At 70.5% G+C, this 16,896-nt stretch carries 16 protein-coding genes and 1 pseudogene; 12 read left to right on the top strand and 5 right to left on the bottom strand.

All coding sequences use genetic code 11. From position 1 onward, the window contains the following. The first annotated feature begins 2 nt into the window (after nt 1–2). Both OHT21_RS44015 and OHT21_RS44010 read left to right on the top strand, forming a co-directional pair. Complete coding sequence (locus tag OHT21_RS44015) at nt 3–266, top strand: hypothetical protein (RefSeq protein WP_328773851.1); 264 nt, start codon at nt 3–5, stop codon at nt 264–266. Between the two features lie 15 nt (nt 267–281). Continuing rightward, nucleotides 282–1,253, top strand: coding sequence for a pectate lyase family protein (locus OHT21_RS44010; RefSeq protein ID WP_328773850.1), 972 nt, complete (start codon nt 282–284; stop codon nt 1,251–1,253). Between the two features lie 18 nt (nt 1,254–1,271). On the opposite strand, the gene OHT21_RS44005 is transcribed toward OHT21_RS44010, so the two are convergent. Both OHT21_RS44005 and OHT21_RS44000 read right to left on the bottom strand, forming a co-directional pair. Then, complete coding sequence (locus tag OHT21_RS44005) at nt 1,272–2,087, bottom strand: SAM-dependent methyltransferase (protein WP_328773849.1); 816 nt, start codon at nt 2,085–2,087, stop codon at nt 1,272–1,274. A gap of 183 nt (nt 2,088–2,270) precedes the next feature. Further along, nucleotides 2,271–3,320, bottom strand: coding sequence for a hypothetical protein (locus OHT21_RS44000; RefSeq protein ID WP_328773848.1), 1,050 nt, complete (start codon nt 3,318–3,320; stop codon nt 2,271–2,273). 489 nt (nt 3,321–3,809) lie between these two features. On the opposite strand from OHT21_RS44000, the pseudogene OHT21_RS43995 reads away from it, so the two are divergent. Further along, nucleotides 3,810–5,861, top strand: a pseudogene (locus OHT21_RS43995) (serine/threonine-protein kinase); the annotation flags it as partial. Nucleotides 5,862–6,052: 191 nt separating this feature from the next. Here OHT21_RS43995 and OHT21_RS43990 read toward each other — a convergent pair. Then, nucleotides 6,053–6,415, bottom strand: a complete 363-nt coding sequence (locus tag OHT21_RS43990; RefSeq protein WP_328773847.1) for a hypothetical protein — start codon at nt 6,413–6,415, stop codon at nt 6,053–6,055. 329 nt (nt 6,416–6,744) lie between these two features. Here OHT21_RS43990 and OHT21_RS43985 point away from each other — a divergent pair, with 329 nt between their 5' ends. Both OHT21_RS43985 and OHT21_RS43980 read left to right on the top strand, forming a co-directional pair. After that, the gene (locus OHT21_RS43985) at nt 6,745–7,047 is read left to right on the top strand and encodes a hypothetical protein (protein WP_328773846.1); all 303 of its coding nucleotides are present in this window, start codon (nt 6,745–6,747) and stop codon (nt 7,045–7,047) included. Between the two features lie 78 nt (nt 7,048–7,125). After that, complete coding sequence (locus OHT21_RS43980; protein ID WP_165342060.1) at nt 7,126–7,437, top strand: ArsR/SmtB family transcription factor; 312 nt, start codon at nt 7,126–7,128, stop codon at nt 7,435–7,437. Between the two features lie 110 nt (nt 7,438–7,547). On the opposite strand, the gene OHT21_RS43975 is transcribed toward OHT21_RS43980, so the two are convergent. Beyond that, nucleotides 7,548–9,527 carry a heavy metal translocating P-type ATPase gene (locus tag OHT21_RS43975; protein WP_328773845.1) on the bottom strand — a complete coding sequence of 660 codons (1,980 nt, stop codon included), beginning with the start codon at nt 9,525–9,527 and terminating at the stop codon, nt 7,548–7,550. Between the two features lie 227 nt (nt 9,528–9,754). Here OHT21_RS43975 and OHT21_RS43970 point away from each other — a divergent pair, with 227 nt between their 5' ends. From OHT21_RS43970 to OHT21_RS43945, 6 genes are all read left to right on the top strand, one after another. Further along, nucleotides 9,755–11,416: an RICIN domain-containing protein gene (locus OHT21_RS43970; RefSeq protein WP_328773844.1), complete on the top strand. Its 1,662-nt coding sequence runs from the start codon at nt 9,755–9,757 to the stop codon at nt 11,414–11,416. 160 nt (nt 11,417–11,576) lie between these two features. Then, nucleotides 11,577–12,206, top strand: a complete 630-nt coding sequence (locus OHT21_RS43965; protein ID WP_328774452.1) for a nucleotidyltransferase family protein — start codon at nt 11,577–11,579, stop codon at nt 12,204–12,206. Beyond that, nucleotides 12,203–12,481 (top strand): hypothetical protein, encoded by a 279-nt coding sequence (locus OHT21_RS43960; RefSeq protein ID WP_165342057.1) that lies wholly within the window; start codon nt 12,203–12,205, stop codon nt 12,479–12,481. The genes OHT21_RS43965 and OHT21_RS43960 overlap by 4 nt, the downstream gene beginning before the upstream one ends. Further along, complete coding sequence (locus tag OHT21_RS43955; RefSeq protein WP_328773843.1) at nt 12,478–13,245, top strand: metallophosphoesterase family protein; 768 nt, start codon at nt 12,478–12,480, stop codon at nt 13,243–13,245. Before OHT21_RS43960 ends, OHT21_RS43955 begins: the two co-directional genes overlap by 4 nt. Nucleotides 13,246–13,354: 109 nt before the next feature. Further along, the gene (locus tag OHT21_RS43950) at nt 13,355–13,918 is read left to right on the top strand and encodes a hemerythrin domain-containing protein (RefSeq protein ID WP_328773842.1); all 564 of its coding nucleotides are present in this window, start codon (nt 13,355–13,357) and stop codon (nt 13,916–13,918) included. Between the two features lie 105 nt (nt 13,919–14,023). Further along, entirely contained in the window at nt 14,024–14,218 is a 195-nt protein-coding gene (locus OHT21_RS43945; protein WP_328773841.1) for a DUF2795 domain-containing protein, read from the top strand. Nucleotides 14,219–14,281: 63 nt separating this feature from the next. On the opposite strand, the gene OHT21_RS43940 is transcribed toward OHT21_RS43945, so the two are convergent. After that, nucleotides 14,282–15,028, bottom strand: a complete 747-nt coding sequence (locus OHT21_RS43940; RefSeq protein WP_328773840.1) for an SDR family oxidoreductase — start codon at nt 15,026–15,028, stop codon at nt 14,282–14,284. A 510-nt stretch (nt 15,029–15,538) separates the two neighbouring features. Between OHT21_RS43940 and OHT21_RS43935 the strand changes: the two genes are divergently transcribed. Then, on the top strand, nt 15,539–16,807 hold the full coding sequence (locus tag OHT21_RS43935; RefSeq protein WP_443050705.1) for an MFS transporter: 1,269 nt from the start codon (nt 15,539–15,541) through the stop codon (nt 16,805–16,807). Nucleotides 16,808–16,896 lie beyond the last annotated feature (89 nt).

The following is a 16,896-nucleotide window of genomic DNA, read 5'->3' as shown; positions in this document are numbered from 1 at the left end:
TGTTGCCCGCGGGCCCCGCGATCGCCTCCGGCCCTCGTGACGCCGGCCCGGTCGGCTGGGCTTCCGTCAACGGCGGAACCACCGGCGGCGCGGGTGCCGGGCCGGAATCGGTGTGGACCGTCTCGACGCGTGCGGAGCTGAAGGAGGCGCTGGCCAACCGCGGCGAGGCGACCGCGCCCAAGGTCATCCGGGTCGAGGGAGACATCAGCGGCCATGAGGCCGGTGACGGCACGCTGCTCGGTGAGCAGGACTACGCGCCCGGCTAGGACCTGGCGAAGTACATGTCGTGCTTCGGCGCGGACGGCGCCGAGTGGTCCGACACGCGCTACGCCTACTGCAAGCAGCAGCGGGCCCTGCGGCAGACCGGTTCGAACACGGAGAAGCAGCAGATTCAGCTGACCGTGCCGAGCAACACCACGCTCGTCGGCACGGGCGGCGACGCCCGCCTGCTCGGGGTCTTCCTGAGCGTCAACACCGGCACCAACATCATCGTCCGGGACCTCCAACTCGAGGCGCCCGTCGACTACTTCACGACCTGGTCGCCGGACGACGGGGAGCGCGGCAGCTGGAACGCCCGCTTCGACGCCATGTCGGTGGTCACCGGCAGGAACGTCTGGATCGACCACTGCACGTTCACCGACGGCCGCTACCCGGACCGCACGGCGCCGGTCGGCTTCCATGGCGAGCGGGTGCAGCGGCACGACGGGCTGCTGGACATCGAGGACGGTTCGGACTTCATCACGGTGTCCGACAGCCGGTTCACCGACCACGACAAGGCGGTGCTCATCGGGTCCGGTGACGGGCGCGGCGACCGTGACCGCGGGCATCTGAAGGTCACCTTCGTCCGCAACCTCTTCACCGACATCGGGCAGCGCGCTCCGCGCGTCCGCTTCGGTCAGGTGCATGTGGTCAACAACGTCAACGGGGGCCGGGCAGCGGACACCACGTACGCGCTCGGTATCGGGGTGGAGTTCGCGATGGTCTCCGAGAGGAACGTATTTCGGTACGAGGGCCCTGGTGCCCGTCCCGGCGTGGTGGTCGCGATCTACGGGGGCACGCGCTTCAGCGACACGGGCTCCTGGCTGAACGGCCGCCCCGCCGGACTCGACGCCGCGGCAGCGGCCGAGGCGCCCGACGAGTTCTCGACGGACACCGGCTGGGCGCCGGCCGATGTCTATCCGTACCGTCCGCTGCGGTCACCGGCCGAGGTGTGGTGGCACGTCCTGAACCACTCCGGCCCTCGCCACCGGTGAACGCAACCACCGCACTGCTCACGGCTTACGGGCGACCCCACCCAAGGCGATCACCTCGCCGCCCGCGCCGGTCGTCGCGGGATCGGGGCGCCAGTCGGTGATGGGTACGACGCCGGGCTCCAGCAGTTCCAGGCCGGCGAAGAAGCCGGCGAGCTGCTGCGGGCTGCGCAGGTAGTACGGGGCCGCGCCGCTCTCGTTGTAGAGGCGGGTTGCTTCGGCGTTGGCCTGGTTGGTGTCCACGCTGTCGTTGAACGCGAAGTAGCTGCCGGACGGCAGTGCCTCCATGAGCGTACGGACGATGGAGCGTGCTTCGTCGTAGTCCGCGATGTGCCCGCTGACCTGCATGAGTGTGAGTGCCACGGGCTTCGTGAGGTCGAGGGTGCGGGCTGCTTCCCGCAGGACCGCGCCCGGGTCGTGCAGGTCCGCGTCGATGTAGTCGGTCACGCCCTCACGGGTGCTGGTCAGCAGGGCCTGGGCGTGGGCGAGTACGAGCGGGTCGTTGTCCACGTAGACGATGCGGGCGTCGGGGGCCACCCGCTGGGCGATCTGGTGGGTGTTGTCCGCCGTGGGCAGGCCCGTGCCGATGTCGAGGAACTGGCGGATGCCGGCCTCTCCGGCCAGGTGGCGCACGGCGCGGCCGAGGAAGGCCCGGGAGTCGCGGGCGAGGTCGGTGATGCCGGGGAAGATCTCGCGGAAGGCGTCGCCCGCTTGCTCGTCGACGGGGTAGTTGTCCTTGCCGCCGAGCCAGTAGTTCCAGATCCGGGCCGAGTGCGGCACCGCCGAGTCGATCTTCGCTGATGCCGTGGTGTCGGGGGCGGATGAGTCCTGCGTCACCGGACAGCCTCCTTCTGGGGAACAGCCATCGTTGGCCTTAGGCATACAACGTAGGGTCAACTGACCTCGTTCCACGGGGAGTTTGTGGGGTTGAGGTGCCTGTGGGCGCCGGTCGGGAACGTACACGCGTTGCCGCCTCCTGCCCGGAGGCGGGAGGCGGCCTGTTGTCGGCGTCCGTCGCGGCTACAGGGGGATGCGTGACTGGGCGGCGGAGATGACCGGCTCGCGTCGGCGGTGGTGCTGCTCGTATTCGGCCACCTTGCGGGCCACGCTCAGGGAGACGTTCTGCAGTTCGGCCATGATGTCGCTGGGTGCCATGGCGTCGTAGCCGGGCCACGGTTCGCTGCCGCGGAGCTGCTCGATGGCGTCGAGGACCGCGTCGCGGTTCGCGTGGGCGCGCTCGTAGCCTTCGATGACCGTCAGTTCGGACTGTGACAGCGGGCGCAGCCGCTTGTTGATCTCGTCGAGGCCGAGCCTGCCGTATCCGGCGATCGGCAGGTCCTCCTCGCGGGTCACCGCGCCCTGGACCTCCTCGGCCATGCGGGTCACGCCCGGCATCTCGCGGACCACGCCCTCGGCCGCGGACTTGGTCTGCCGGCCGCTGGTCTGGACGATGTCCCGCAGCCGGTCGGCGGTCGTTCGCACCAGGCGTACGGCCTCCTCCAGCACGGTGCCTTCGTGGTCCGGGCCGAAGCCGTTGCCCGCGGCTACCACGGCCCGCGCGTGCGCGGCGACACTGTCCTCCAGCGTCTCCAGCAGTTCCTGGTCCTGGCGGCGCAGCGAACCGAGCAGGTCGGCGGCGGCCTGGTCCTGGATCTCCTCGGCGATGCTCTCCCCCGCGCGGGACGCGGCCAGTGCCCGGGCCGCGGCCGTGAACTCGTGCTCGGCGTTCTTCAGCAGCCGCAGCTCATTGGCCTGCCGGCCGCCCAGCAGCCCGGTCACGAGCGACGTCCCGATCGCCAGCGGGAGCATGGCCGCACGCATGGCGCTGCGGGAGACGAGGCCCGCCATGTCGATCGTGGTGCCGATCAGGCCACGTGGACGTGTCTCGCGTACGTGATGCTCGATCCGCTGAAGGCTGTCCAGGACCTCGGCGACCTGGCGCTCCAGCATCTGGCGGTACGGACCCGGAGGCGTGACCGTCACATCCGCCCGGAACCGGTCGGCGACTGCGGCATGGGTCTGCCGGGCATCTTCGAGCGCCGGTACCAGCGCCTGCGTCATCACTGCCATGTGCTTCTCCCTGAGTGGGGGGATCGGGCGGCTGTCCGCCGCGTACGGGAACCGGCTGCTCAGCGGCCCGTTCCACGGCCGGGCAGCCCTCACCATCCTGCGAGACCCCCACCGCGAACGCCCGGCGAGCGGGCGCCCGGCGGGGCGGTACCGCGCGGCCCGGTGGCCCGCCTGGTGCGGACTTCGCACGCCGTGCCACACCTGCCGGATTACTCCGTACGGGTGACGGCGGGCGCCATCCCCGCGACTGCGGCACCAGTCGTTTGCGGCGCCTGTGCGGCGGCTCCCGGTTCCCGGGCGGCGAAATACAGCCAGAGCATCTGACGCCCCTTCACGGGACACAGCCACTCGGGCACCATCGACCTCATCACCTCTACACATAAGGGTGCCTGATGGAGGCTCCGGGGAGACCCTGCGTAACCCCCCGGGTACGCAGTAGGTTCGGGATCAGAACGCGCGCGGCCACGTGGCCGCGCGCGTTCTGGACGAAATGAGGGGAGAACCGTGCGTCGTGGAGACGAGTTCGCCGGCCGTTATGTCCTCAAAGAGGTCATCGGCGCCGGGCGGAGCGGTGATGTGTGGCTGGCCCACGACAAGATGGTCGGGCAGGACGTCGCGCTGAAACCGGAGCGGATCGAGGGCGACCGCGAAACCGCGGTACGGCGGCTGCTGGGCGAGCCGCGCGCCATGGCCAAGTTCCGCGATCATCCCCACGTCGTGACGCTGTTCGATGTCGTGAAAGTGCCGCAGGACGGCGATGGTGAGGGCGGCGGGCGCGGCGAGGACACGTACTGGTTCATCATGGAGTACGTGCCTGGCGGCGGCCTGGACCGGGAGCCGCCGATGTCGCCCCAGCGGGCGGCCCGCATCGGTGCCGAGCTCGCCGACGCGCTCACCGCCCTGCACGAGGCGGGCATCGTGCACTGCGACATCAAGCCCGCGAACGTCGGCCTCACCGGGCGCGGTACCGCGAAGCTGCTGGACTTCGGCGCCGCGCACCGGTCCGGCGGCACCGAGACCGTCACGGCCAACGGCCCGTCCAGCTTCACTCCGGCCTACGCCGCCCCCGAGCTGGCCCGCGGGAACATTCCCCTGCCGGAGTCGGACGTGTTCTGCCTGGGCGCCACGCTGTACGCGCTGGTCACCGGGTCGCCGCCGCGCGGACACGTGTCCGACGGGGACGAAGAGCACAGACAGGAAGCAAGCGGCGAGGGGGAGGACACCGAGCGGCTGACGCACTGGAAGGCCGAGCGGGGCGTCGTCGAGATGGACGCCGAGGCTGTGGGACCGCTGTATCCCGTACTCACCTCCATGCTTCAGCGCGATCCACGGCACCGCCCCGCAGCGGCCGAGGTGAAGCGGCTCCTGGCGCCCATCGCCGGGCTGGAGCAGGATGTCGACGAGCAGACCCTGAATGACGGTGGCAAGCTGGCCGGGCATGGCCAGCGGCCTGGCAGTGACGAGCTGGCCGGGCATGGGCGGCGGCGTGGCGGTGACGAGACTGAGGCCGGGCATGCGCGGCGGCGCTGGCCGCTCGTCGCGGCCCTCGGCGCCAGTGCCGCCCTGGCTCTGGCCCTGACCTTCGTCTTCCTGCCCGATGACGACGGCGAGACGCATGACACCGACCAGGCCGGCCAGGGTCGGCTCACCGGCGAGGCCTCCAACGGCTCGGGCAAGAGCTCGGCGCAGTCGCTGATCGGCGACCCCCGCACCGCCGACCTGTGCACGCTGGCCGATCCCACTGCCCTCGGGCGGTTCGGCGAGGCTCAAGTAGACGTGGATTACGGGAACTTCGACCGCTGTGACGTGCTCGTCCACACCGACGAGGAGAACCGTATCGACGTGTCGCTGGACCTCCAGCCGGGCTCACGCCCCGAGTCGTCGCAACCCGCCACGACGGTCGGGAAGATCGGCATCCTGGAGGAAGATCCGCAGGACGACGAGTGCGGGCTGATACTGGTGCCTGAGGGCGACTCCGACGGCCTTCTCGTCGAGGTTCGCGTCAACATGGGTGACGGCACCGTGACCGGTGGCAGGGCGGCGCTGTGCGGGGTCGCCGACTCGGCCGCCCAGAGCGCGGCCGCCGTGCTCAACCGGGGCCCGGTCCCCCGCCGCCCCCAGGCCTACCCGAAAGACTCGCTGGCCTGGTCGAACGCCTGTGATCTGCTCGACGCCAAGGCACTGTCCGTCGTCCCCGGCGTCAAAGCGGGCGCGCCGTCGGACATCGATGTCGCCAAGTGGCGCTGCGAGTGGTCCAGCGACGAAGACGACCTGGAGACGGAGGTGAGCTTCTTCCGTGACCAGCCCAAGACCGAGGCGGACGGCGATCCCATCCGGATCGGCGGATACGACGCCATCGTCGAGGCCGAGGACGACTCCTGCACGGTCTTCGTCGAGTACCGCCCGTACAGCGGCAAGAACGCCGAACCGGCCGCCGAGATGCTCCGCCTGCAGGTCGACGGCCGACGCCCCATCGGCGAACTCCGCTCGATGGCCACGTCCCTCGCCAGGTCGGCTGCCGCGAAGCTGCCTCCGCGCTGACGGCAGCCAGCCCCCGCCGACGGGACCCGCGCGGCCGGTACACGGAACGGCGTACCGGCCGCAGGCGCGTGTGGTCACGCCCGGCGGCACTCATCAACTATCAATGCACGGGCGTTTGTTCAGTCCGGTTTTCGGATCCCCGCTCGCAGAGTTTCGCATTCTTCACATCTGCGAGTGGATGATGAATTTCTTCAGAGATTGCGTACGCGCGCGGCTACGCCATGTCCGATCAACAGGTAGATCACAGCAGGCAGGCCGTAATTGAGGAGGACGCGAAGTCCTTCTGTGTCCATCGTGAAAATATCCTGTGACCACCACGCCAGCCAGTCGGCGGTGTCTTCCACGAACTCGACGAAGACGTTCGCCTGGTTGGCGTCCAGCAGGTAGAGCAGGATCCACAGGCCCAGGAACAGGGCGGCCACGTCCGCGACGGTGTGGATGGCGAGTGCTGCTCGCCGCGCCGCGGAGCCGTCTCTTCTTCTTTCCTGACGGTGGTTGCGGACCTGATTCTGGTCGTATTGCTGGTTTTCGGGTACGGGTTCGAAGTTGGTCATGGGGATTCCCATCTGACGGGTGCACAATTCTTGGCCGCGGATGCGCGTGGGGCGTTTTCCGTGCCTTATGGAATCTGCGCCGCGGTTGGATTACGCGTTACACGTCGGCGCGATACGCCCCATATCGGGGGTTACGACTATTCGCCGGCAGCCGGCATCGAGAGCTCGGATGCGAGACTCACAGAAGCGTCCGCCACCGCGGCACCGTGACCTCCGTCACGGAGCCACCGCAGCCGATGCATGCAGAAATCGCTATATGTTAATGTCGCCATGCGTTGCCACACGCCAGAGCCATCGGGCAACGCCCACGCACAAGGCAAGGAGCCCTCATGACCAGCGCCACCGACCACCTCACCCACGAGAACCACACGCACGCCCACGGCGCGGACTGCGGTCATGTCGCCATCCCGCACGGCGACCACACCGACTACGCCCACGACGGCCACATCCACCGAGCGCACGGCGACCACATCGACGAGTGCAACGGCGCGGGCCACACCGTCCACGACGGCCACGACCACCAGCACGGCGAGGGCTGCGGCCATGTCGCCGTACCGCACGACGACCACACCGACTACGTGCACGACGGCCACCGTCACGCCGCCCACGAGGGACACTGGGACGACCACTGACGGCCGACGCCGAGTGACACGGGCACGAGCAGGCCGGGCGCGCGACCGGAAACCATTGTCACATGCTAATGTCTGCATATGGCAATGACTTCCCCTCCCCCGGCGAGCGAGCCAACGGACACCCTCCAGGCCGCCAGTGAGCTGCTGCGAGCCCTGGCCTCGCCCGTGCGCCTCGGCATCGTGCGCGAGCTGTCCACCGGCGGGAAGTACGTCCACGAACTGGTCGCCACCCTGGGCGTGAGCCAGCCTCTGGTCTCCCAGCACCTGAGGGTGCTGCGCACCTCGCGGATCGTCACCGCCCGGCGCCAGGCCCGCGAGACCCAGTACAGCCTGACCGACGACCACGTGGCGCACATCGTGCTGGACGCCATCCGGCACGCACAGGAGTAGCGCCGGCCTTCACGGCCCGTACGACTCCGATGGCCGCCCGGCTTCCCGCCGGGCGGCCATCGTCATGTCCGGGTCCGCACGCCACGGATGGTGCGCCTCATCGGGAGCAGTCAACTGCTTCCCGCGCCGGATGCCCGCTGCCAGGCCGATTCCCGCAGCAGGCGCAGTCCGTTCAGGCCGACGATGACGGTCGAGCCCTCGTGGCCCGCGACGCCGAGGGGCAGCGGCAGGGTGCCGGCCAGGTCCCAGATGACGAGTCCGGCGATGAACACCCCGGCGATGACGAGGTTCTGGACGACCAGTTCCCTGGCGCGGCGGGAGAGGGCGACGGTAGTGGGGACCGCGGCGAGTTCATCGCGGACGATCACGGCGTCGGCGGTCTCCAGGGCGAGGTCGGAGCCCGCCCGGCCCATGGCGATACCGGTGTGTGCGGCGGCCAGGGCGGGCGCGTCGTTGACGCCGTCCCCGACGACCATCACCTTGCGGCCCGCTCCTTCCATCTCCTTGACCGCGCTCAGCTTGTCCTGCGGCAGCAGTCCGGCGCGTACGTCGTCGATGCCGGCCTCGGCGGCCAGGTGGGCGGCGGCCCGGGCGTTGTCGCCGGTGAGCAGGGTCGGAGCGGTGCCGGTCAGCTTGGTGAGGGAGACGACGGTGGCGGCGGCGTCCGGGCGCAGCCGGTCCGCGATGCCGAGGACTCCAGCGGGGAGGCCGTCGATCATGACCAGGACCGCGGTACGGCCGGACTCCTCGAGTTCCTGGGCCAGCGCGGTGACCGGGTCCCCGGCGTCGTCCAGCAGGCGGGCCGGGGCGCCCACCGCGACCGTGCGTCCGTCGACGACGGCTTGCACCCCGATGCCGGGTGCGGACGTGAAGTCCTCCGTGGCGGGCAGGTCGAAGCCGCGTTCGCGGGCCGCGTCCACGACGGCTCGGGCCAGCGGGTGCTCGCTGGGGTGCTCGGCTGCCGCCGCGAGCTGCAGCAACTCGTCCTCGTCCAGGCCGGATTGGGGCAGCGTCCGTACGTCGGTGACCCGCGGCGTGCCTTCGGTCAGCGTGCCCGTCTTGTCGAGGGCGACCGTGTCCACCTGACCGAGCCGCTCCATCACCACGGCCGACTTGACCAGTACGCCGTGTCGTCCGGCGTTGGCGATCGCGGAGAGCAGCGGGGGCATGGTGGCCAGTACGACCGCGCACGGCGAGGCGACGATCATGAAGGTCATGGCCCGCAGGAGTGCGTCGTCGAGTGCCGCGCCGAAGGCGAGCGGCACGAGGAACACGGCGAGGGTCGCGGCCACCATGCCCAGCGAGTAACGCTGTTCGACCTTCTCGATGAACAGCTGCGTGGGCGCCTTGGTCTCGGAGGCCTCCTCCACCATCCGTACGATCCGGGCGATCACCGAGTCGGAGGCGTCGCGCTCGACGCGGACCCGCAAGGCTCCGGTGCCGTTGAGGGTGCCCGCGAAGACCTCGTCGCCGGGCTCCTTCGGCGCGGGGAGCGGTTCGCCGGTGATGGTCGCCTGGTCGACTTCGCTCGCTCCGTCCAGTACGCGGCCGTCGGCGCCGACGCGCTCTCCGGGTCGTACGAGGATGGTGTCGCCGACCGCCAACTCCTCGACGGAGACGGTCTGTTCGCCGCCGTCCGGAGTCAGCCGGGTGGCCGTGGAGGGGGCCAGGTCGAGCAGGCCGCGGACGGAGTCGGCGGTGCGGGCGGTGGCGAGTGCCTCCAGCGCGCCGGATGTCGCGAAGATGACGATCAGCAGGGCGCCGTCCATCACCTGACCGATCGAGGCCGCGCCGAGGGCGGCGACGATCATCAGGAGGTCGACGTCGAGGGTCTTCTCCTTGAGGGCTTTGAGTCCCTCCCAGCCCGGTTCCCAGCCGCCGGTGACGTAGGCCAGTGCGTAGAGCGGGCCCCAGGTCCAGGCGGGGGCGCCGGTCAGCTGGAGGGGCAGTGCGAGCAGGAAGAGGGCGGTGGCCGCGGTGGCCCAGCGGGCCTCGGGGAGCGCCAGGATGCGGGTGCGGCGCCGGGGCGCGGTTGCGGTGCGCGCGGGTCCGGCCCGGTCGACCGACGGCTGGGTGAGCGTGGACGTCATCACTGTCCTTCGTGAGGGACGCATGGGGGCGTACGGGCAGACGGGCAGTCGGCGGCTCCCGGGGCCGCGCCCTCACCATACAGGATCACATGAAGAGCCATTCATGTCTTCATGTCCGCCCGCTCCACCCCCTGGCGTCACTAAGGTCACTCCAGACCCACAGACACACCGAGAGCGAGATCCTGACAGGCAGTGACAGCGCGTAGTGCGAGGGAGGAGGCGCGGGCATGGATCGGGGCGACGAGTCCGACGAGTACGACACCGAGGCCGACGGCGGCGCGCAGATCCCCCAGCACCCGATGCCGCCGGAGCAGGAGGAACTCTCTTCGGTGTCCGACGAGCGGCTGACCGATCTGCTGCGCGCCGACGCCCGGACCGCGCGCCCCGCCTGGCGCGAGCTGCGCAGCCGCCACCGGCCCGCGGTTCTCTCGTACGCCCGACTGTGCACCGTCGACGAGTCGGCGGCCCATCGGATCACGGCGACGGCCTTCACCCTCGCGGCCCGGGAGACGGCGCGCGGTATCGAGCCGCCCACCCCGTGGCGGCATCAACTCCTGCTGCTGGCCTGCCGGGTGGCCGCCGAGTGGTCCGCCGACGAACGTGGCGCCCGCCTCGACCCTGGTCTGCTCGTCGCACTGCGTGAGGCGGATGCGGGCGCCGAAGGGCCCGTCCCGCCGATGCTCGCCGCGTTTCTGACGTTGCCCGCGCGGGTGCAGGGGCTGGTCTGGTACGGCGTCGTGGACGGGGAGTCCGAGGCCGACACCGCCCGTTTTCTGGGCGTTGCGCCCGAGGACGTGGCGTACGGCATGCAAGGCGCGTTCCATGACCTGTGCCAGTCCGTGCTCACCACGCGCCTCGCCGGTTCCGACGATCCGGACTGCCAGGATTTTCATCGCCTGATCGAGGAGGCGGTACGCCCCGAGCGCCCTCGCCGCAGCGCGGATCTGGACGCCCATATGGGCGGCTGCCCGCACTGTGCCACCGGGTACGAGGAGCTGGCGGCCCTGCGCGACACTCCGCGTGCGGCTCTGGCCGAGGGGCTGCTGCCCTGGGGCGGCGCGGCCTACGCCATGAGCGGCGGGGCGGTCGACGAGGCGCGGCAGGAAGTGCGTACGGCGGCGGGGCAGGGCGAGCGTTCGGCGGCCCGGTGGAGTTGGTCGGCTTGGTGGCCGTCCCGCCGCGTCGCGATCGTATCGGCCGCGCTCGGTGTCGCGCTCGCACCGCTGCTGGTCTATGCGCTGACGCAGGGCGACTCGGGATCGCAGGAGTCGGCCGGCGCCGTGGACACGCCGACGCGGCCGCCCTCGGCGACGGTGACCTCGACGTTCTCCCCGCCGCCGACCCTGTCCGCCACGGCCCAGTCGCCGTCCCCCGAGCCGACGAAGCCGACGCGCTCGGCGTCACCGAGCCCGAAACCGACGCCCACTCCCACGCCGACCACGACGCCGACCCGTTCGAAGCCCCCGGCGCCCGGGCCGCCGGACGGCACCTTCGCCCAGGTGGTGAACGTCGACTCGGGCCAGTGCCTGGACGTCGAGGGGGGCGACTTCGACCTCGGTACGGACGTCATCGCGGCCGACTGCTCCGCGTCGCGCTCCCAGCGCTGGCGGGTCGACGCCGACACGGGCGCCATCCAGTCGTTCGCCGACCCGGACTTCTGCCTGGACAGCAGGGGCTCCGTCGACGACGGGCTCGGCATCTGGACCTGCGAATCCCTCGACAGCGACAACGGCGAAAACCTTCGGTTCGCCGTGGACGGCACGGGTGTCATCCGCCCGGTCATCGCCCCCGACCACGCCGTGACCCCGGCCGGCGGCGAGGACCTGGACATCGAACCGGAAGACGGAGACGACGACCAGCGCTGGAGGGCGGGGGCCGGGATCGCCTGACGCCGGCTGTCCTCCCGTACCTTCTGAACCTGATTGATCCGTCGCGCGCTGGAGACCCGTACAGCCATCAGCGCAGGGTTCGTCTCAGACGGGAGCAGCAGTGGCGCAGAACGCGGATGACGCCGCTCTCGACGGGCGGCGGCCGGCTCCTGAGCTGCATCTGGCGCGCGGTGCGGCCGAGGGGAGCCGTCCGCCCGATGCGCGCGTTGCCGAGCAGCTTCCGCCCGACCGCCACCAGGCGATCCTGGAGGCGACCAAGCAGGTAGCCGCCCTGCTGAAGAGGCAGGGGCACGACTTCGCTCTCGCCGGGAGTGTCGCCGTCTACGCGCACGGCGGGGAAGGCAGCCTCCAGCACGATGCCGACTTCTGCATCAGGCCCGAGGACGCCGAAGCGGTCGCGGCCACGCTGGAGGACGCGGGCCTGACGGTGTACGCGCCTCCCGAGGACTGGCTGCTGAAGGCCAAGTGCCTCGGGCAGGACGTGGACCTGATCTTCGGGCTGGCCCATGGGCCGGTCAGCAGCGAGTTGCTCGGCAGGGCGCAGGAACTGTCGGTGGACTCCGTACAGATGCCCGTCCTGGCACCCACCGATCTGCTGCGGAGTCTGCTCGCCGCCTTCTCCGAGCACCACTGCGATTTCGGCGCCGTCCTGCCGATCGCCCGGCTGCTGCGCGAGAAGGTCGACTGGGCGCTGATCCGCCGCGAGTTCGGGGACGTACCCATGCCGGCCGCATTTCTGTACTTGCTGGAGCGCCTGGACGTCATCGCACCGCAGGGAGGAGATCAATGAACGCCCATGCCGGAAACGCCGAGCGGGCCGAGAACAACGTCGAATACCGCATCGCCCATCTGCAGGAGCGGCTCGCCGCCGGGGAGTTGGGCGAGCTCGGTATGCGCGTCGAGCCACGGGGATCGGCCGTGGCGGTCATGGGCACCGTGCCGACCGCGCACTGCCGGGAGGAACTGCTGCGCGCCGTGGACGAGGAACTGGCCGGACTCGCCGTCCACTACGACATCGTCGTGGCCGAGGCCGCGGCTCCCGATCATCCGGAGGAGGTGGCATGATCCGCGTCGCGGCCGTCGGGGACATACATATGGGGCTGGACAGCCAGGGCCTGCTCAGGCCGGCTTTCGACACGCTGCCCGACTGTGCCGACCTGCTGCTCCTGGCCGGTGACCTGACCCGGCACGGCACGCCTGAGGAGGCGCGGGTGGTCGCCGAGGAGGTGGCCGGGCTGCCGGTGCCGGTCGTCGCCGTGCTCGGCAATCACGACCACCACGACGAGAGGCCGGAGGAGGTCGCCGCCGTTCTGCGCGCGGCGGGTGTGCGGGTTCTCGAGGGGCAGGGCACGGTCGTCGAGGTCGACGGCGCGCGTGTCGGCGTGGCGGGCACGAAGGGCTTTGGTGGCGGGTTCGTCGGCCGCAGTGGCAGTGAGTTCGGGGAGCCGCTGATGAAGGAGTTCATCCGGTACACGCGCCGCTGCGCCGACGGTCTGCGTACGGCTCTGGACGAACTGGCCGGGCAGGACTGCGGGACCCGGGTCGCGCTCACGCACTTCTCCCCCGTGCCCGACACGCTGGCCGGTGAGCCCCCGGAGATCTATCCGTTCCTCGGCAGCTATCTGCTGGCCGAGGCGATCGACACGGCGGGCGCGGACCTGGCCGTCCACGGACACGCCCACGCCGGTACGGAACACGGGATGACCAGCGGCGGCGTCCCGGTCCGCAATGTCGCGCAGCCGGTCATCCGCAGGGCGTTCAGCGTGTATCACCTGCACGGCCACGAGGAGCCGGCGACGGCTTCCGCCTCTGCGGGCGCCTCCGGCTGAGCGGGCGCCGGCCGGGCGTTAACTCTCCCCGGGCAGGGGCACCCGGAGGCCGAGTGGGGTCCTGACCAGGGGCCGCCGCACCTTGACGGAGGTACTGGAGGTACTGGACATGGCACACGAAGGAAACGTCATCACCGAGCTGGTGACAGACCACCGGGAGGTCGAGGAGCTCTTCGGCCGGATCGAGGCGCTGCCGCCCGGCGACAAGGACCGCAAGCTCTACGCCGACCAGGCCACCATGGAGCTCGTACGGCACTCGGTGGCCGAGGAGGAGTATCTGTACCCGGCCGTGCGGCAGTACGTCCCCAACGGGGACGCGGTGGCCGACAAGGAGATCGACGACCACTCCAAGGCCGAGCAGATCATGAAGGACCTGGAGAGCTGCGAGGCGAGCGACGCCGAGTTCGACCGGCTCATCGGCAGCCTGATGAACGAGGTCCGCTCGCACATCGCCGATGAGGAGGAGAACCTCTTCCCCATGCTGCGCACCACGGCTTCCGCCGAGGCCCTGGACGAGCTGGGTGAAAAGGTCCGGCAGGCGAAGAAGCTGGCGCCGACGCGTCCGCACCCCTCCGCACCGGACAAGCCCCCGGCCAACAAGCTCCTGGCACCCGGAGCCGGACTGGTCGACCGGGTGCGCGACGTGCTGACCGGGCGCGGGAAGAAGAGCTGACGGCGAGGTTGGTCCGGCGGGTCGCGGGTACTGCGGGAATGGTCGGCGCAAGAGGAAGCGCCCACTCCGCAACTGTTCCGGCAACACCACCGCCTGGAGGGCACCATGGCAGACGTCAGCCCCATCGACCTGCAGAAGGCCTTGTCCGGCGTGGACTACCCGGCCGACCCCAAGAAGCTTGCGAAGGCCGCCCGGGACAACGGCGCGCCGAAGGAACTCACCGAGCGCATCTCGCACCTGGGGAAGAAGAAGTTCGAGAACCCGGCCGAGGTGAGCAAGGCCGTCTTCGGCAGCCAGTGACCGACTTCCGTCCATGAACGACGGCCGGGGCCCTGTGCCCCGGCCGTCGCAGTTGTGTCCAGGTCAGGGCCAGGACGGTTCCCTGCGCGGGACGACGACGAGTTCGGCCACCGCGCTGCCGGACGGGACCGACAGGGCGTACAGGACGGTGTCGGCCACGATGTCGGGGCTCTGCAGCATCGAGACGTCGGCGTCCGGGAACCGGTCGAGGATGAACGGCGTGTGCATGCCGCCGGCGATGATCCCCGTGACACCGATCCCCACACAGTCCCGCTGCGCCTCCTTGAACAGGGTGTGGGTGAACGCGCGCAGCCCCGCCTTGCCCGCCGAGTAGGGCCCGGCCTCGGTCCAGGTGCGGTTCGCGGCCGTGGACAGGATATTGACGATGTGGCCGCCGCCTCGGGCGACCATGCGCCGGTAGGTCTCCAGGCACAGATACATCGGCCCCAGCAGATTGGTGGCGACGACCCGTGTCACCTCGTCGGCCGTCAGCTGCTCGATCGGCTTCGTGACGTCGACGGCGGCGTTGTTGACCAGCACGTCCACCGGCTGCCCGGTTTCCTCGAGGTCCCGGAAGATCTCGGCGACGGCGTCGGCGTCCCGTACGTCCATCTCTACGAAGCTTGCGTCGCGGCCCGCGCGGGCAAGGTCGTCGCAGAGTTCCTGGGCCAGGTCCTTGCGTACGTCGGCGACCAGTACGGATGCTCCCGCTCCGGCCAGCTTCCGCGTGATCGAGGCGCCCAGGCCTCGTGCCCCGCCGGTGACGAGGGCCTGCTTGCCGTGGAGATCGACCTGTACTGCGCCGCCCATGTTCACTTCTGCCTTTCGTCGTGCCGGCCGGATGCAGCGGTGCACGCTCGGCGACCGCTTCACGTCCCACTGTGACCGTGACGGAATGGCCCGGCATGTCGGATTAGCCCGCGGAGCGGGTACGGGGCTGTGGCCGCCGCCACTCTCCGCCCGCATCCGGTCCGTGCCGTATGTGCGTATTCGGGTGCTGTGATCAACCCCACGGCGAGCGTCAATTCCCCGACGGGATCGGGGATTTCGCACCCCTGCGGCACCGAAACGGAGTGATGTCTGTCCTGACTCGGCGGTCCCGTCTGCCACGATGGGCGACGCCGATCCGGTGGAGCGGCCGCGCAGCGCAGCCGGCATTCCGAGCTCCCGCCGATTCCTCCGCCTGAGTCCCCGGACTCGTCTTTCGAGTACTTCACTGTGTCTTCTTCTCCTTCCGCGCCCGTGCCCGCCCCTGCCTCCACCGATGTGCCGCCCGTGAGCGAGTCCCGTTCGCCGTGGCGGTCCCTGAAGTACCGCAGCATGCGCTGGTGGTCCGTCGCGAACCTCGTGTCGAACGCCGGTACGTGGATGCAGCTCACGGTGCAGAACCTGCTGGTCCTGCAGATCACCGGTTCCGCCGCCACCACGGGTCTCTCCGTGTCGGTGCAGGCCGCGCCCGCTCTGCTCATGAGCCTCGCCGGCGGTGCGGCCGTGGACCGCTGGCCCCGCAAGCTGACCGCGGGCGTCAGCCAGGCGCTGCTCGGCCTGGTTGCGTTCGTGACGGCCGTCCTGGTGGCGGTCGATCAGCTGAACGTGCCTGTGCTGATGGTGCTGGCCGCCGTTACGGGTCTCATCGCCACGGTCGACGCGCCGGCGTGCTCGCTGCTGGGCAACGATCTCGTACGTACGGAGGACGTTCCCTCCGCGATCGGGGTGGGCTCGCTGGTGTCCAACGCGGGCCGGCTCGCCGGTACCGCGCTGGCCGGGCTGACGGTCGGCTTCTTCGGCACGGCGGCCGCGTACGCCGCGAACGGGGTGTCCTTTCTGTTCGTCGCCTCGGTCATTCCGTTTCTCCGGCCGGTTTACAAGGCGGCCCGGCGTTCTGAGGTTCCGGCTCCTGCGATTCCGGCTCAGCGTGGGTCCAAGAGCGTGGGTCAGGACATGACCATGCGGGAGGGGCTGGCGTTCTTCATGCGCCGCCCGCGGCTGGTCGCACTGGCCGGCGTGACCGGGATCAGCGCGGTGTTCGGGCGGAACTACAGCCTCACGCTGGCGGTGCTCGTCACCGGGCCGCTCGCCGGGGGCGCCGGGGCGTTCGGCACGGTCTCCACTGTTCTCGCCGTCGGTGGCATCGTCGGCGCCGTCCTGGGTGCCCGGCTGCGGCGGCCCTCTGTGCGGCTCGTGGGGACCTTGGCTGCGGCGGGCGGGCTGCTCCAGGCGGTGGCGGGGCTGTCGCCGTCGCTCGTGCTGCTGCTGGTCCTCGTCCTGCCGATGGCCGTGGTGGAGTCCGTCTCCGACACCGCCGGGACTACGGTCCTGCAGACCGACCCGCCTGCTCATCTGCGGGGACGTGTGCTCGGGGTCTGGGGCAGCATCCGTACGGCCTGGGGTCTCGCTGGGCCGCCTGCGCTGGGGCTCCTCATGGAGCTGGCGGGGGCGCGGGGGGCGCTCGTGGCGGGAGGGCTGATCATCGCCGGTTCGATCGGGGCGGGTTACGTACTCCGGGAACGCCGGACCGCTAAGCCGGTGGTCGTCCGGACCGAGGAACGCGACGTGAGCGCGCGGCCCGGGTTGAGCACCGCGGCCTGAGTCCTCGCGGGCGCGGCGGAGACCGGTGCCCGGCTGTCCGCCCGGCCGGCACGGTGTGCGGCGCGTCCCGGGCTGAACACCGCCGCCTG

Source organism: Streptomyces sp. NBC_00286 (assembly GCF_036173125.1).
Taxonomy (GTDB): Bacteria; Actinomycetota; Actinomycetes; order Streptomycetales; family Streptomycetaceae; genus Streptomyces.
Note: the sequence above shows the minus strand (reverse complement) of the source record. Positions and strands in the feature narration are given on the sequence as shown.

Bases quoted from the DNA above. Each gene is read 5' to 3' on its own strand.
- OHT21_RS43950 (WP_328773842.1), top strand. From the start codon at position 13,355: ATGGCACACGAAGGAAACGTCATCACCGAGCTGGTGACAGACCACCGG.
- OHT21_RS43940 (WP_328773840.1), bottom strand. From the start codon at position 15,028: ATGGGCGGCGCAGTACAGGTCGATCTCCACGGCAAGCAGGCCCTCGTC.
- OHT21_RS43960 (WP_165342057.1), top strand. From the start codon at position 12,203: ATGAACGCCCATGCCGGAAACGCCGAGCGGGCCGAGAACAACGTCGAA.
- OHT21_RS43945 (WP_328773841.1), top strand. From the start codon at position 14,024: ATGGCAGACGTCAGCCCCATCGACCTGCAGAAGGCCTTGTCCGGCGTG.
- OHT21_RS43975 (WP_328773845.1), bottom strand. From the start codon at position 9,527: ATGACGTCCACGCTCACCCAGCCGTCGGTCGACCGGGCCGGACCCGCG.
- OHT21_RS43985 (WP_328773846.1), top strand. From the start codon at position 6,745: ATGACCAGCGCCACCGACCACCTCACCCACGAGAACCACACGCACGCC.
- OHT21_RS43955 (WP_328773843.1), top strand. From the start codon at position 12,478: ATGATCCGCGTCGCGGCCGTCGGGGACATACATATGGGGCTGGACAGC.
- OHT21_RS44000 (WP_328773848.1), bottom strand. From the start codon at position 3,320: ATGGCAGTGATGACGCAGGCGCTGGTACCGGCGCTCGAAGATGCCCGG.
- OHT21_RS43970 (WP_328773844.1), top strand. From the start codon at position 9,755: ATGGATCGGGGCGACGAGTCCGACGAGTACGACACCGAGGCCGACGGC.
- OHT21_RS44010 (WP_328773850.1), top strand. From the start codon at position 282: ATGTCGTGCTTCGGCGCGGACGGCGCCGAGTGGTCCGACACGCGCTAC.
- OHT21_RS43990 (WP_328773847.1), bottom strand. From the start codon at position 6,415: ATGACCAACTTCGAACCCGTACCCGAAAACCAGCAATACGACCAGAAT.
- OHT21_RS43980 (WP_165342060.1), top strand. From the start codon at position 7,126: ATGGCAATGACTTCCCCTCCCCCGGCGAGCGAGCCAACGGACACCCTC.
- OHT21_RS43935 (WP_443050705.1), top strand. From the start codon at position 15,539: ATGCGCTGGTGGTCCGTCGCGAACCTCGTGTCGAACGCCGGTACGTGG.